Genomic DNA, 15,811 nt, shown 5'->3' with positions numbered 1-15,811 from the left:
AGTGGGAAAAAGTGGTGTTTTGTGGAACTTTTTCTATATTAGATACTCTGTAAACAATGGCGAGAAAATAGAAATGTTTCGTGGTGCAAGTTCAATTAGCATTGATAGCAAAGGGCGGATGGCAATTCCGACCCGTTATCGTGCTGAGCTTTTGGAGCGTCATCACGGCTCACTTGTTTGTACTGTGGATATTCGCCAGCCATGTTTATTACTTTACCCATTACATGAGTGGGAATTAGTAGAGCAAAAATTATTGGCTCTGTCGAATTTTGATCCTATGCAACGCCGTATTCAGCGAGTGATGTTAGGCTTTGCGACAGAGTGTGAAATGGATTCCTCAGGCAGAATTTTACTTAGCCCGACTTTACGCCAACATGCGCAATTAGAACAACAAATCATGCTTGTTGGACAATTAAATAAATTTGAAATTTGGCAAGATCAGCAATGGCAGCAACAAATTCATGAAGATCTTGCCATTGGCAGTTCGGAAGAAATGCTGAGTTGCGATGCGTTAAAAAATCTTTCTTTATAAACGACAGTGGATCATACAATGAGTGACTCACCCAAACATATTACTGTGTTATTGCACGAAGCAGTTGATGGTTTAGCCATTAAACCCAACGGTATCTACATTGATGGTACTTTTGGGCGTGGTGGGCATTCACGTCTTATTCTAAGCAAATTGGGGGAACAGGGTAGATTGATTGCGATTGACCGCGATCCGCGTGCGATTGCAGAAGCGAATACCATCACGGATCCTCGTTTCCAAATTGTTCATAGTACTTTCTCATCAATTCCGGATATTTGTGATGAACTTCATTTAGTCGGCAAAATTGACGGTATCTTACTCGATCTTGGCGTATCTTCCCCACAACTTGACGAAGCAGAGCGTGGCTTTAGTTTTATGCGTGATGGACCATTGGATATGCGAATGGACACCACCAAAGGCTTATCTGCAATGGAATGGTTAGCACAGGTGTCTGTTGATGATCTCGCTTGGGTGTTGAAAGAGTTTGGCGAAGAGCGTTTTGCCAAGCGTATTGCACAAGCGGTGGTTTCTTACAATAAATCTGCAAATGAAAAAATTTCCCGTACCTTGCAGCTCGCCCAAATTATTGCGGATGCGGTACCCTTTAAAGATAAACATAAACACCCTGCAACTCGTTCTTTTCAGGCAATTCGCATTTACATTAATAGTGAATTAGATGAATTAGAAAAAGCGTTAAATTCAGCCTTAACTGTACTGGCACCTGAAGGGCGTTTGTCTATTATCAGCTTCCATTCGTTAGAAGATAGAATGGTGAAGCAATTTATGCGTAAACAGAGCAAAGGCGAAGCCGTGCCGAAAGGTCTGCCGATTTTAGAAAGTGAGTTAAATAAGAATATTCCTTTAAAAACCGTTGGCAAAGCGATTATGCCAAGTGAAGCAGAGATTGAAGCTAATCCACGCTCACGCAGTGCGGTGTTAAGAGTTGCGGAGAAAAGATAATGTCGAGTGAACGCTATCCTCTACGTCAAGTGATTTTAGATGATTTAACCAGCCACAATAAAGTCGCTTTGTTATTACTACTTGGCGTTATTATGAGTGCAATTGCTACTATTTGGATTACACATCAAACACGGTTATTAATTGCAGAGCAGGGCTCTCTTGTTCAAAAACATCAAAAATTAGAAAGCCAATATATTCATTTGCAGTTAGAGGAAAATTCACGTAGTCAGAAATCTCGAGTTGAGGCAGTAGCAGAAAAATTTGGTTTACAGCCTGTTAAAAAAGAGCAAGAAGTTATTTTAGTAGAGTAATAATGAAAAAATCCGTTAAATTCAAACCGAAAAAAAAGGAAGAAATTGTTCAAGAACAAGATAATTCGAAAGGTGATAATCAATCGAGTTTTTTGCCTTGGCGTTTTACCTTGGCTTATGCTTTGTTAGCTATTTTAGCTATCGCATTAGTTTGGAAAAGTTTTTCTCTACAAGTGCTTGATTCAGAGAGATTGATTAAAGAAGCCAATGATCGCTCATTAAGAACCAAAGAACTGCCGTTTACTCGTGGAAAAATTCTCGATCGTAATGGGCGAGTGCTCTCTATTAGTGTGCCGATGTATTCGATCACTATCGACCCTAAAGAATATTTTGATACGAAACTTCGTCGTAATAAAGCACAGTGGCGTGCCTTAGCGGTGGATATGGAAACATCGGCAAGTAAAATTGAGGCAAGTGTGAATAATTTCATCAAAACAAAGCCTCAAAATAAAGAACAAAAATATGATGCGAGAGCGATTTTAAACAGTAAAAGTGAAGATTACTGGACGTTATTAGCAAGATCAACTGGATTAGACTATAACCAATTAATTCAGCGTGTTAGAAATAATCCTGAATCAGCTTTTTTACGTTTAGAGAATGAATATAGCCAGCTAGAACGTCAAAAAATGCAAGAGCTATCGAAAGCACTTGGTATGAAGTACAACGATATGATGGATAAAATGTATTCATCATCAAGCCAACGCTTTTTATATCTCTCACGCCATGAATCCGAAGTGGTAGCGGACTATTCTAAAGAACTTAAAATTGATGGGTTAGTACTTAAGGTAGAATCCCGTCGTGTTTATCCTTTAGCAGAAGAAGTTTCACAATTAGTCGGTTTTACGGATGTCGATGATAAGCAAGGCACAGAAGGTCTTGAACGTAGTTTTGATAGCTTATTAGTGGGTAAAAACGGTAAACAGGTTATTCGTAAAGATGCTCGTGGTAATGTGATTGAACATATTCGCGATGAGAAAAAATATGATCCGCAAGATGTAATGTTGAGCATTGATGAAGAACTTCAATCAATGGTTTATCGTGAAATTAAAAAAGCGGTAATCGAAAACAAAGCGGAATCGGGAACCGCTGTTTTAGTTGATGTTCAAACAGGCGAAGTGCTTGCAATGGCAAATGCACCCTCGTTTAATCCTAATAAGCGGGATACATTTAAGCCTGAGTTAATGCGAAATCGTGTGATTACCGATACTTTCGAACCAGGTTCTACGGTAAAACCTTTAGTTGTACTCACTGCATTACAAAATGGGGCAACTTATCGTGGCGAAATCATTAATACACGCCCATTTGTTGCTAATGGTCATACAATTAAAGATGTTTCGCCACGAGAAAGCCTTTCACTTACCGGGATTTTACAAAAATCCAGTAACGTAGGGGTAAGCCGCTTAGCACTGAGAATGCCAAGTACGGCGTTAGTCGATACTTACAGCAAAGTAGGCTTTGGTAAAGATACAGGATTAGGACTTGGCGAGCAGCGTGGTACAAACGGGGATCGTAAACGTTGGGCGGATATTGAGCGTGCGGCCATAGCATATGGTTATGGTTTAAGCGTAACACCGCTACAATTAGCCCGAGCTTATGCAACTTTAGGAAGTTTTGGGGTTTACCGTCCTCTTTCTATTACGAAAGTCGATCCGCCGGTGCTAGGGGATCGAGTATTACCGGAAAAGATAACACGTGATGTCGTGAAGATGATGGAAAGCGTTGCGCAAAAAGGCGAAGGCGGACAACGAGCAATGGTTGATGGCTACCGTGTGGCTGTAAAAACAGGTACAGCCCGTAAGTTGGAAAAAGGGCAATACGTTAAAAAACATTTAGCTTACACCGCAGGTATTGCGCCTGCAAGTAATCCACGCTTTGCGTTAGTGGTGTTGCTCAACGAACCTAAAGCAGGCAATTATTACGGTGGTGCAGTATCTGCGCCATTATTCTCCAGTATTATGGGCTATGCACTAAAAGCGTATAACATTAAACCGGATAATCTTTCAGAAACTCATTAAGTGATTATAGTATGAAACGTTTACTTTCATTTTTTCCGGCACTTGAAAGCTGGGCAGAATTAAAAACTTTAAACAAAATGACCTTGGACAGCCGTCAGGTTGAAAACGGCGATCTATTTGTTGCCTTAAAAGGACACCAAGTCGATGGTCGTCAATTTATTGAAAAAGCGATTGAACAAGGTGCTTCTTTAGTTTTAGCTGAAGCGGACGATGACGTTCAAGCGGTGAGATTTGCAGAAAAATTTGCAAATTCGACCGCTTGTGTACTGGAAGTACCAAATTTACCGAAACAACTTTCGGCGATTGCTGGTGCCTTCTATGGCAATCCATCAGAAAAATTAACCCTTGTGGGTATTACAGGCACTAACGGCAAAACCACTACCGCACAGCTTTTTGCGCAATGGCGAAACTTGCTTGGCGGTAAATCTGCGGTGATGGGCACTATTGGCAACGGACTATATGGGCAAGTGCAAGAAGCGGTAAATACCACAGGTTCTGCCGTTGAAATTCAACGTAACCTTGCGAACTTTGTCGAATTAGGGGCGGATTTCTGTGCAATGGAAGTCTCTTCTCACGGCTTGGCTCAATATCGTGCCGAAGCTCTTGCTTTTGACTTGGCGATTTTCACTAACTTAAGCCGTGATCACCTTGATTATCACAACACAATGGAAGAGTACGCTCTGGCAAAATATCGCTTATTTGGCGAGCTTTCATCAAAACAACAAGTGATTAATGCTGATGATGAAATCGGGCGTGAATGGCTGGCAAAATTACCTGAGGCTGTTGCTGTGAGTACCGACAGCCAGTTCCAACCACAACAAACCCGTTGGGTCAAAGCCAAAGCGGTACAATTTACCTTACAAGGTGCGACTATCGAATTTGAAAGTAGCTGGGGTAACGGCGAAATTAAAAGCCGTTTAATCGGGGCGTTTAATGTCAGCAACTTATTAACCGCTTTCGCTGGTTTATTGGCGTTGGGCTACGATTTGCAAAAATTAGTCGAAACCGCACCGCTGTTAAACGGTGTATGTGGACGTATGGAGTGTTTAATCAGCGAAGAAAATGCGGAAGAAAGCCCGATGGTGATTGTTGATTATGCTCATACCCCTGATGCCTTAGAAAAAGCCTTAGATGCCGCGCGTTTGCATTGTGAAGGCGAGTTATGGTGTGTCTTTGGTTGCGGCGGTGACCGTGATACAGGTAAACGTCCATTAATGGCACGTATTGCCGAACAGTTAGCGGATAAAGTAATTGTAACGGATGACAACCCACGTACCGAAGATCCTGATGTGATTTTTAACGATATTATGAAAGGTTTCCGCAAACCAAAAGCGGTACAGTCTATGCATATTCGCCAATATGCTATTGAACAAGCGATCGCCCAAGCCGAGCCAAAAGATGTGATTTTAATTGCCGGTAAAGGGCATGAAGATTACCAAATTATAGGCACGAAGAAATATCATTTTTCGGATCAAGAGTGGGCGAAAAAATTTCTTGGATAGGGATCGATGAATAAACAAAGAATTACGATTACTGCCTTTATTTTTAAATTAGGTGACGATTATTTAGGATTTTTAAGGAATCTTACTCCAACGGTACTTTTTCTTTCTTTGGCGTTTTTTGGATTGCCTGAATTAGAGAATCCAAATTGGAGCCTTGAAAAAGTAGGCATGGTGTTGTTTTCTTTAGGATCACTCTTTATTGCAATCAGCGCTATGGCGGTGAATATCGCCTCATTTGCTAAGAAAGCATTAAAAGCTTTACAAGAATTGCAGAATATAGAAGTCAACACACCGCTGAGTTTTTGGCAAACGGTGAAGTTATTTTGGCAAGAAGGTAATGCTAAAGTGGTGATGTTCTTTTTCGTCATTAACATCGTCGCTATTATGATGGTAATGACCTACGGCATGAACTATGCCTTTAATTTCTACCGAACCATATCTAGTATGGTGGGTTAATAAAAATAAGATAATAAATGATACAACAAACCACCCAACAACTCGCCCAAACTCTAAAGGGTAAACTACTCGGTAGTGGCGAGATAAGGCAATCAGTGTCTATCTTATATTGAATAGTCAGGAAAAACTTATGAAATTGCTGTTATCAGTCTGTTTGCTATGTTTACTCACCGGCTGTTCTATACTGAAAAGTCACTCCTGTTCTTCGGTCATCGTTGAATTATTAGAGGATACGAAGTTAGAAGAGCACGAAGGTACAGAAATCGACCTAAATAATAACAGGTCTAAATATACTTGGTATTCGGCTCATCTAGAGGGAATTATAATAGGGAGTACTGCTAGCTTTTTTGATCGTTGTGAATATTTTCCACAAGGAAAATTGGTTAATGCAAATGTAGAATTTCCAGAAAAATTGATATTGAAAAAAGGGCAAAGAGTCGAATTATTTGCTAACCATTATTATGAGCTAAATGGAAAGGCAATAATTGATGAGGGATATAAACTAAAATGATAAAACAAAGCACCCAACAACTCGCCCAAATCCTAAAGGGTAAACTACTCGGTAGTGGCGAGATTATTGTTGAAAACATCAGTACAGACACCCGTCAAGCGGTGGAAAAAGGCTTATTTTTTGCATTAAAAGGCGAAAAATTTGATGCTCACGATTATGTGGCAAAAGCGATTGAACAAGGCTGTGTGGCGTTAGTCGTTGAGCGTGAATTGGCGGTGAATATACCACAAATTATTGTGGAAGATACTCGCTTGGCGTTAGGACAGTTGGCAAAATGGCTGAAAGCAGAAATTAACCCTAAAACCGTGGCAATGACAGGGTCATCGGGTAAAACTACCGTTAAAGAGATGACGGCAAAAATTTTGCAAAAAGTAACCGCTTGTGAAGATCAAGTACTTTATACCTTTGGTAATTTAAACAACGATTTAGGTGTGCCATTGACCCTATTACGTTTAACTCCTGAGCATAAATTTGCCGTGGTGGAACTTGGGGCTAACCATATTGGAGAGATAGCTTATACCACTGAAATTGCACAACCTGATGCTTGTTTAGTGAACAATGTGGCGTCCGCTCACCTTGAAGGCTTTGGTTCATTGGCTGGTGTGGCTCAAGCCAAAGGCGAGATTTATCGTGGTTTGAAAGTGGGCGGTAAAGCGATTGTCAATTTAGCCCATTACTACCCTGAATGGCAGAAAGAGATTGGCGATCACGAGTTGCAATCTTTCTGTTATACAGGCGAAGATAAAGACAGTTATGCAGATTTTTGGGCGGAAAATGTTGAGTTACATCTCAATGGTTCACGCTTTACTTTACATACCCCACAGGGCGAAATTGAGACCAACCTGCCTTATTTGGGCGCACATAATGTAAGTAATGCGTTAGCGGCAACGGCACTCGCAATGGCAGTCGGAGCGGATTTAACGGCGGTTAAAGCTGGATTAGAACAGCGTTCAGCGGTTAAAGGGCGTTTGTATCCGATTGAAATTAAAGACAATGTACTGTTTATTGATGACAGTTATAATGCAAACGTGGACTCAATGAAATCTGCGGTATCTGTGTTAAAACAGTATCCGGCTTTCCGCATTTTTGTGGTGGGCGATATGGCGGAGCTTGGTAAAGACAGCCCAGCTTGCCACCAAGAAGTTGCCGATTTCGTTAAACAGGCGAAGTTAGATTTAGTGGTCAGCTTCGGCAAAGAGAGTGAGGTGATTAGCGGTAATTCAGCTCACCACTTTAATGACAAAACCGCAATGGCGACGTTTTTGCTTCCGATTATTTTGCAAAAAATCGAACAAAACCAACCGCTTGTATTATTAGCAAAAGGCTCTCGCAGCCAAAAAATGGAAGAAGTAATTGCTTCCTTATGTCGTTCTTTTGATGTTTCTTTTTAAGGATTAGCTTATGTTAGTGTGGCTCGCTGAATATCTGGTGCAATACAACACCGCGTTTAACGTGGTGTCGTACATTACTTTCCGTTCTATTATGGCGTTATTGACCGCGTTAATTATCGGCTTATGGATTGGACCGACGGTCATTCGCCGTTTACAAATTCTCAAATTCGGACAGGAAGTTCGCCACGATGGTCCTGAAAGCCACTACAAAAAACGGGGTACACCAACGATGGGCGGTATTATGATTTTATTCGCTATCGGTGTAAGTACGTTGTTATGGGCGGATCTGCGTAACCCTTATGTCTGGTTTGTGCTGTTTATCCTATTTGGTTATGGGGTTGTCGGTTTTGTTGATGATTATTGGAAAATCGCCCGTAAAAATACCGATGGCTTGATTGCCCGTTGGAAATATTTTTGGTTATCGGTGATTGCCTTAGTATCTGCGTTTGGTATGTATGCGATTGGTAAAGATACCGCTGCTACCCAGTTAGTTGTTCCTTTCTTTAAAGATGTGATGCCACAGCTTGGCTTATTCTATATTGTTCTCACCTATTTTGTGATTGTCGGCACCAGTAATGCAGTGAATTTAACCGACGGCTTAGACGGCTTGGCAATTGTGCCGATTATTATGGTAGCAGGAGCATTTGCGTTAATTGCGTGGGCAACGGGTAACTATAATTTTGCACAATATTTGCACATTCCTTATATCAAATATAGCGGTGAATTAGTGATTTTATGTACGGCGATTGTTGGAGCAGGTTTAGGTTTCTTATGGTTTAACACCTACCCTGCACAAGTCTTTATGGGTGACGTTGGTTCATTGTCACTCGGCGGTGCGTTGGGTGTAATTGCCGTGTTAGTTCGCCAAGAATTGTTATTGGTGGTGATGGGCGGTGTATTTGTGGTTGAAGCCTTATCGGTTATTTTACAAGTCGGCTCGTACAAACTTCGCCAAAAACGTATTTTCCGTATGGCACCAATTCACCACCATTTTGAACTTAAAGGCTGGCCGGAGCCACGCGTTATCGTGCGTTTCTGGATTATTACCTTAATGTTGGTGTTAATTGGATTGGTAACGTTGAAGTTACGTTAAGGAAATCTACACAAAATATCAGAATTTTCGTAGGGGTGGGGTTTATCCCCACCCGAATGCGATGGATATTTTTACGGGCGGGGATAAACCCCGCCCCTACGAATTTGCAATATAAGATCAATAAAATTTAAGAGACCAACAAAATGCAAAATCAATATCAAGGCAAAACCATCACAATCATCGGCTTAGGCACAACAGGCTTATCTTGTGTCGAATTTTTTGCGGACAAACAGGCTCAAGTGCGAGTGATTGATACCCGTGCAAATCCGGCTGGGGCAGATAAATTATCGAAGGACATTCCACTACATACAGGCAGTTTAAACCTTGAGTGGTTATTAAGTTCCGATTTAATTGTGATTAGCCCGGGGCTTGCCTTAGCAACGCCTGAAATTCAGCAAGCTATTCAAGCCGGTGTAGAAGTGGTTGGCGATATTGAATTGTTCTGTCGAGAAGCGAAAGCACCGATTATTGCGATTACAGGATCGAACGGTAAAAGTACCGTAACGACTTTGACGACTGAAATGGCAAAACAAGCTGGAGTTAAAGTTGGAATGGGCGGCAATATCGGCGTGCCGGCATTGAGTTTATTGAAAGGCGATTACGAACTTTATGTGTTGGAGTTATCGAGTTTCCAACTTGAAACGACCTATTCTTTAAAAGCAAAAGCGGCAACCATTTTGAATATCAGTGAAGATCACATGGATCGCTACGATAGCATTGAAGATTACCGCCAAGCAAAATTAAAAATTTATCACAATGCGGAAAATGTGATTGTGAATGGCGAAGATCCGCAAACCTTCCCCGAACAAGCGGTCGGATCTTTGAAAAAATTTGCAGAAAAAGATGCGGAATATACCGCTTGTAATGGCGAACTTTATTCAGGCGATGAAGCTGTCATTGCGATTAATGAGCTGAAAATCACTGGTCGCCACAATGTGATGAATGCCTTAGCGTCAATGGCATTGGCGGAAGCGGCTGGCGTTGATCGTTCGGGTATCGTGAAAGCTCTACAAAGCTATTCAGGATTAGATCACCGTTTCCAGTTAGTGCCGACGAATGATGGCGTGCGTTGGATTAACGACTCAAAAGCAACGAATGTCGGCAGTACTGTCGCAGCATTAAATGGTTTACAAGTCGAAGGAACGCTTTATCTGTTATTGGGCGGTGATGGAAAAGATGCTGATTTTTCTGAGTTAAAACCTTTTATTAATCAACCAAATACAGTGTGTTACTGCTTCGGAAAAGATGGGGCGGAACTTGCCGCGTTAACTCAAAATAGTGTTTTAGTGGAAACAATGACACAAGCTGTCGCACAAATTCGTTTAAGATTAAAAGCAGGCGATATGGTGCTACTTTCACCAGCTTGTGCAAGTTTAGATCAGTTTAAAAATTTTGAAGAGCGTGGCAAACAGTTTGCGGCGTTGGCTCAAGGGGTAAGTGCTTGATGCTTGAAACATTGAAGAATGAATGGCAAAAATGGACTGTATTGACGCCACAAAATTCATTATACGATAGAACGTTAATTTGGCTATTTATCGGTTTATTAATGATTGGATTTGTCATGGTGACATCTGCGTCTATTCCAGTCAGTACCCGATTATTTGATGATCCTTTTCATTTTGCTATTCGTGATGGCTTTTATGTGATTGCGGCGATGTTAGCATGTGCTTTCTTTGTTCAGATACCAAGCAAAAGCTGGGAGAAGTATAATGTTTGGTTCTTTGTTTCTGCATTAATCTTACTCATAGTCACTCTATTTATTGGTAAAAATGTTAATGGGGCAACACGTTGGATTCCTATTGGCCCAATTAATTTTCAGCCCGCTGAATTAGCGAAACTTGCTGTAATTTGTTATTTTGCAAGCTTTTATGTAAGAAAGTTTGATGAAATGAGACAAAAAAGTATGAGCTTTATTCGCCCCATGTTAATTTTGATGCTATTTAGTGGATTGTTATTATTTCAGCCAGATTTGGGAAGTACGGTTGTACTTTTTGTATTAACGTTTGCTATGCTTTTTATCATGGGAGCCAAAGTCCTACAGTTTATTTTATTAGGTGTCTCTGCTGTTGTTGTTTTCGGTGCTTTGATTTTAAGTTCCCCCTATCGTTTAAAACGTGTAACCTCGTTTATGGATCCCTTTGCGGATGCTTATGGAGATGGATTCCAATTATCCAATTCTCAAATGGCGTTTGGTCAAGGTGAATGGTTTGGACGAGGCTTAGGCAACTCTGTTCAGAAGCTAGAATATTTGCCAGAGGCACATACCGACTTTGTGATGGCTGTCGTTGCGGAAGAATTTGGACTATTAGGGATAGTCGTGATTGTGTTACTGTTAGTCGCTTTAACGGCAAGGGCATTAAAAATTAGCCGTGAATCTCTTATTTTAGAAGAAAAATTTAAAGGGTTCTTTGCTTTTGGTATTGGTGTTTGGATTTTCTTACAAGGATTCGTAAATTTAGGTGTAGCATCTGGTTTATTACCAACCAAAGGTTTAACTTTTCCATTAGTGAGCTATGGTGGATCGAGTCTCGTAATTATGGCAATAGCTATTGCGGTGTTATTGAGAATAGATCACGAGAATCGTCTTGAGCGAATTGGGCATGCTCACTTAAATGATGATTAATATTTAGGATAAAAAATGACAAAAAAATTATTGGTGATGGCTGGTGGAACCGGGGGGCATGTTTTCCCTGCGATTGCTGTGGCAAAAGAATTACAACAGCAGGGCTGGGAAATCCGTTGGTTAGGAACTAAAGATCGAATGGAAGCGGATTTAGTGCCAAAACACGGTATTCCGATTGAGTTTATCCAAATTTCAGGATTAAAGGGCAAAGGGATTAAAGCATTACTTACTGCCCCTTTTGCGATCTTAAGAGCAGTACTTCAAGCGAAAAAAATTATTAAAGCGTACAAGCCTGATGCTGTACTCGGAATGGGCGGTTATGTGTCTGGACCGGGCGGTATTGCGGCAAAATTATGTGGCGTGCCTGTGATTTTGCACGAACAAAATGCGGTGGCAGGTTTAACTAATGTATGGCTCTCTAAAATTGCTCGCCGTACTTTGCAAGCATTTCCAACAGCTTTTCCAAATGCGGAAGTGGTGGGAAATCCTGTTCGCCAAGATCTATTTCAAATTGCTCTGCCAGAACAACGTTTTGCAGAAAAGGGCTACCCGATCAATATTTTAGTGATGGGTGGCAGTCAGGGCGCATTGGTAATCAATAAAACGGTGCCAGAAGTGGCGAAAGTTTTAGGACAAAACGTATTTATTAGTCATCAAGTCGGTAAAGGCAAATTAGCCGGGGTGGAAGAAGTTTATCAAGCCACAGGCAACGGTACTGCAAGCGAATTTATCGATGATATGAAAGCCGCTTATGAATGGGCAGATTTGGTAATTTGCCGTTCGGGAGCTTTAACCGTATGTGAAATTGCTGCAGCAGGATTACCTGCGATTTTTGTGCCGTTTCAGCATAAAGACCGTCAGCAATTTTTAAATGCAGAATACCTTGCACAAGCAGGTGCGGCAGTGATTATTGAACAACAGGATTTTACCCCTGAAAGTTTATTAAAAGCATTAGAGCCTTTAATTGCCGACCGTCAAAAACTCACGGAAATGGCGATCAAAGCAAGAGCAAAAGCCACACCATTAGCCGCAAAACGTGTGGCGGAAGTGATTGTAGAAAATAGTTTGTAATATTTTCTCTTGTAAAAACGCAATTAAATTTGATTGTAGGGGCGGGGTTTATCCCCGCCCGATATAGAATAAAATGTGAACGGGTGGGGATAAACCCCACCCCTACGAATAAAAAAGGAAAATGAATGAAAAATTTCCAAGATAAAGTTAAAAAATTAGTCCCTGAAATGCGTCGTGTAAACCAAATCCACTTTATTGGGATTGGCGGTGCAGGTATGTCTGGGATTGCTGAAGTATTATTAAATGAAGGCTATCAAATTTCAGGCTCGGATATTGCTGATGGTGCAGTCACGCAACGTTTAGCAAAAGCAGGTGCAAAAGTTTTTATCGGACATAAAGCAGAAAATATTGAAGGTGCAAGCGTAGTTGTTGCTTCGAGTGCGATTGATGAAAGTAACCCAGAAGTTGCGGCTGCAAAAGAAGCGCGTATTCCTGTGATTCAACGTGCACAAATGTTAGCGGAAATTATGCGTTTCCGTCACGGTATTGCAATTGCAGGTACGCACGGTAAAACCACTACAACAGCAATGATTTCAATGATTTATACCGAAGCAAAACTTGATCCAACCTTCGTAAATGGTGGTTTAGTGAAATCAGCGGGTAAAAATGCTCATTTAGGCGCGAGCCGTTACTTAATTGCGGAAGCCGATGAAAGTGATGCATCATTTTTACATTTACAACCGATGGTGTCTGTTGTGACTAACATTGAGCCAGACCATATGGATACCTACGGTGGCGATTTCGAGAAAATGAAAGAGACCTATGTGCGTTTCTTACGCAACCTGCCTTTCTATGGTTTAGCGGTAATGTGTGCTGATGATGAAACGGTGATGGAAATTGCCCCGAAAGTTGGTCGCCAAGTGATTAGCTATGGTTTTAGCGAAAAAGCCGATTACCGTATTGAAGATTATCAACAAACCGGTTTCCAAGGGCATTACACGGTGGTTTGTCCAACAGGTGAGCGTATTGAGGTCTTATTAAACGTACCGGGTAGACACAATGCACTGAATGCAACGGCTGCATTAGCGGTTGCGAAAGAAGAAGGCATTGCGAATGAAGCGATTTTAGCTGCTCTTGCGGATTTCCAAGGTGCAGGTCGTCGTTTTGACCAGTTGGGTTCGTTTATTCGTCCAAATGGTAAAGTGATGTTAGTTGATGACTACGGCCATCACCCAACCGAAGTCGATGTAACGATTAAAGCAGCTCGCCAAGGCTGGGAAAATAAACGTGTGGTGATGGTATTCCAGCCGCACCGTTATTCTCGTACCCGTGATTTATTTGATGATTTCGTTAAAGTATTATCGCAAGTAGATGCATTGATTATGCTCAATGTGTATGCCGCAGGCGAGGCACCAATTGTGGGCGCAGAGAGTAAAGACCTATGCCGTTCAATTCGCACACTAGGTAAGGTGGATCCGATTTTAGTGTCAGATACTTCACAACTTGGTGAAGTGTTAGATCAAATTATCCAAGACGGTGATTTAATTTTGGCACAAGGTGCGGGTAATGTGAGCAAGCTTTCGCGTGATTTAGCAGAAAGTTGGAAAGCATAATAATATTTAACAAGCGGTCAGATTTTGCAAATTTTTTGCAATAAGTGACCGCTTGTAGAACAGAGATAAGGTACAAAATAATGAGCTTAAAAAACGAAAAAATTGCGGTGTTATTTGGTGGCGTTTCGGCAGAACGCGAAGTTTCGCTTAATTCTGGCAAATCGGTGTTTGAAGCCTTACAGAGTTTAGGTTATAACGTTGAAGCGATTGATACAAAAGAATTTCCGATTGAAAAATTGAAAGAAAAAGGTATTCAGCGTGTATTCAATATTCTTCACGGTGGTATCGGTGAAAATGGCGTGCTTCAAGGAGCGTTAGAACAGCTTGGTATTCCTTATACTGGCTGTGGCGTAATGGCTTCTGCAATTACGTTAGATAAATTCCGCACTAAATTATTGTGGAATGCAGTTGGTTTACCAACGGCGGCAATGGAAGTCGTACGCCGTGGACAAGCGGTCAATTCCGATGAAATTATTGCAAAATTAGGTTTACCGTTGTTTGTGAAACCTGCGAGCGAAGGCTCAAGTGTCGGCGTGAGCAAAGTGAAAACTGCAGAACAGTTACTCCCTGCAATCGAAGAAGCATTAAAATTTGATTCGATCGTATTAGTAGAAGAAAATTTAGCGGGAGCGGAATACTCTGTGCCAGTACTTGATGGCGAAGTGTTGCCGGCGGTACAAATTATTCCAGACGGCGAGTTTTATGACTACCACGCAAAATATATTTCAGACAATACCCAGTATGTTGTGCCAGCATTAAATGCGGATCGCCAAGCGGAAGTCGCTAAATTAGTGAAACAGGCTTATGATGTGGTTGGATGCCGTGGCTGGAGCCGAATTGATGTGATGGAAGATGGCGAAGGAAACTTCCGTTTAGTGGAAGTGAATACCTGCCCAGGTATGACTAGCCACAGTATTTTCCCGAAATCAGCGGCGACTGTGGGTTATAGTTTTGAGCGTTTAGTTGAACGTGTATTGGAGTTAAGTGCGTAATGGTTGCGGTTTTTCGTAAGAAACCAACGTCGGTGATACGCACAAAAGCGAGTAAACCGAAAGCACCTATTAATTGGTTGAATTTTTTTAAGCCTGCCTTAGTATTCGTTGGTTTAATTTTAGCGTATATTGTCTATGCGAATTGGACAACTTGGCTACAGGCTTTGGATAAAACCCCAATTCGTTCTTATGCATTGACACATAAAACACAATTTACGACGAATAATGATATTCGAGAAATATTATCAAAAGAACCCATATTAAAAGGGTATTTTGGACAAGATATTCAAGAAGTGAAAGATAAATTTTTATCGCTTTCTTGGATTAAAGATGTTGTTGTGAGAAAAGTTTATCCAGATAAACTCAGCCTCACATTATTAGAGCATCGTCCCGTTGCATTGTGGAATAATAGTGAATATCTTTCAGAACAAGGAGTGGTGTTTAGTTTACCTTCAGGTCGTTTTAATCCTACGGGATTACCTGTTTTATATGGACCAGATTCAGAAGGTAAGGTTGTTCTAGATGCGTGGAACAAAATAAAAAATGATTTAAAAGCGAGAAATTTAGCGTTATCTTCCATTTCCATGGATAATCGAGGGTCTTGGACAATTCGTCTTGATAATGGCGTAGAGCTTCGATTAGGTCGAGGAGATTGGTTGCCTAAGATTGATCGTTTTGTGACAATTTTCCCTGAAATTGAAATTCCTGAAGGAAAACGTTTGTCCTATGTCGATTTACGCTATGAACATGGCGCATCCGTAGGGTTTAGTAATCAATAATTTATTAACTTGCAAACATAATTAA

15 protein-coding genes are annotated in these 15,811 nt (G+C 41.1%); all 15 read left to right on the top strand.

Going from position 1 to position 15,811, the window contains the following annotated elements; genetic code table 11:
* Positions 1–73 precede the first annotated feature (73 nt).
* Positions 74–532, top strand: coding sequence for a division/cell wall cluster transcriptional repressor MraZ (mraZ, locus tag EXH44_RS03215; protein ID WP_162856249.1), 459 nt, complete (start codon positions 74–76; stop codon positions 530–532).
* A gap of 18 nt (positions 533–550) precedes the next feature.
* Positions 551–1,489 (top strand): 16S rRNA (cytosine(1402)-N(4))-methyltransferase RsmH, encoded by a 939-nt coding sequence (rsmH, locus tag EXH44_RS03210; protein ID WP_162856248.1) that lies wholly within the window; start codon positions 551–553, stop codon positions 1,487–1,489.
* Complete coding sequence (gene ftsL, locus EXH44_RS03205) at positions 1,486–1,800, top strand: cell division protein FtsL (protein ID WP_162857521.1); 315 nt, start codon at positions 1,486–1,488, stop codon at positions 1,798–1,800. The genes rsmH and ftsL overlap by 4 nt, the downstream gene beginning before the upstream one ends.
* Positions 1,801–1,802: 2 nt before the next feature.
* Complete coding sequence (locus EXH44_RS03200; RefSeq protein ID WP_162856247.1) at positions 1,803–3,815, top strand: penicillin-binding transpeptidase domain-containing protein; 2,013 nt, start codon at positions 1,803–1,805, stop codon at positions 3,813–3,815.
* Between the two features lie 11 nt (positions 3,816–3,826).
* Positions 3,827–5,317, top strand: a complete 1,491-nt coding sequence (gene murE, locus EXH44_RS03195; protein WP_162856246.1) for a UDP-N-acetylmuramoyl-L-alanyl-D-glutamate--2,6-diaminopimelate ligase — start codon at positions 3,827–3,829, stop codon at positions 5,315–5,317.
* A gap of 6 nt (positions 5,318–5,323) precedes the next feature.
* On the top strand, positions 5,324–5,773 hold the full coding sequence (locus EXH44_RS03190) for a hypothetical protein (protein ID WP_162856245.1): 450 nt from the start codon (positions 5,324–5,326) through the stop codon (positions 5,771–5,773).
* A 130-nt stretch (positions 5,774–5,903) separates the two neighbouring features.
* Positions 5,904–6,284: a hypothetical protein gene (locus EXH44_RS03185; RefSeq protein WP_162856244.1), complete on the top strand. Its 381-nt coding sequence runs from the start codon at positions 5,904–5,906 to the stop codon at positions 6,282–6,284.
* The gene (gene murF, locus EXH44_RS03180; protein ID WP_162856243.1) at positions 6,281–7,675 is read left to right on the top strand and encodes a UDP-N-acetylmuramoyl-tripeptide--D-alanyl-D-alanine ligase; all 1,395 of its coding nucleotides are present in this window, start codon (positions 6,281–6,283) and stop codon (positions 7,673–7,675) included. Before EXH44_RS03185 ends, murF begins: the two co-directional genes overlap by 4 nt.
* 10 nt (positions 7,676–7,685) lie before the next feature.
* On the top strand, positions 7,686–8,768 hold the full coding sequence (gene mraY, locus EXH44_RS03175) for a phospho-N-acetylmuramoyl-pentapeptide-transferase (RefSeq protein WP_111749586.1): 1,083 nt from the start codon (positions 7,686–7,688) through the stop codon (positions 8,766–8,768).
* A 143-nt stretch (positions 8,769–8,911) separates the two neighbouring features.
* The gene (gene murD / locus EXH44_RS03170) at positions 8,912–10,213 is read left to right on the top strand and encodes a UDP-N-acetylmuramoyl-L-alanine--D-glutamate ligase (protein ID WP_162856242.1); all 1,302 of its coding nucleotides are present in this window, start codon (positions 8,912–8,914) and stop codon (positions 10,211–10,213) included.
* On the top strand, positions 10,213–11,391 hold the full coding sequence (ftsW, locus tag EXH44_RS03165) for a putative lipid II flippase FtsW (protein WP_162856241.1): 1,179 nt from the start codon (positions 10,213–10,215) through the stop codon (positions 11,389–11,391). Before murD ends, ftsW begins: the two co-directional genes overlap by 1 nt.
* Before the next feature lie 15 nt (positions 11,392–11,406).
* The gene (gene murG / locus EXH44_RS03160; protein WP_162856240.1) at positions 11,407–12,462 is read left to right on the top strand and encodes an undecaprenyldiphospho-muramoylpentapeptide beta-N-acetylglucosaminyltransferase; all 1,056 of its coding nucleotides are present in this window, start codon (positions 11,407–11,409) and stop codon (positions 12,460–12,462) included.
* A 125-nt stretch (positions 12,463–12,587) separates the two neighbouring features.
* Entirely contained in the window at positions 12,588–14,015 is a 1,428-nt protein-coding gene (gene murC / locus EXH44_RS03155; RefSeq protein ID WP_162856239.1) for a UDP-N-acetylmuramate--L-alanine ligase, read from the top strand.
* Positions 14,016–14,095: 80 nt separating this feature from the next.
* Positions 14,096–15,007, top strand: coding sequence for a D-alanine--D-alanine ligase (locus EXH44_RS03150; RefSeq protein ID WP_108923373.1), 912 nt, complete (start codon positions 14,096–14,098; stop codon positions 15,005–15,007).
* Complete coding sequence (locus EXH44_RS03145; protein WP_162856238.1) at positions 15,007–15,786, top strand: cell division protein FtsQ/DivIB; 780 nt, start codon at positions 15,007–15,009, stop codon at positions 15,784–15,786. The genes EXH44_RS03150 and EXH44_RS03145 overlap by 1 nt, the downstream gene beginning before the upstream one ends.
* Positions 15,787–15,811 lie beyond the last annotated feature (25 nt).

Origin of the sequence: Actinobacillus indolicus (genome assembly GCF_004519515.1) — a bacterium.
Taxonomy (GTDB): Bacteria; Pseudomonadota; Gammaproteobacteria; order Enterobacterales; family Pasteurellaceae; genus Glaesserella; species Glaesserella indolica_A.
This window is presented reverse-complemented; position numbering and strand designations above follow the sequence as displayed.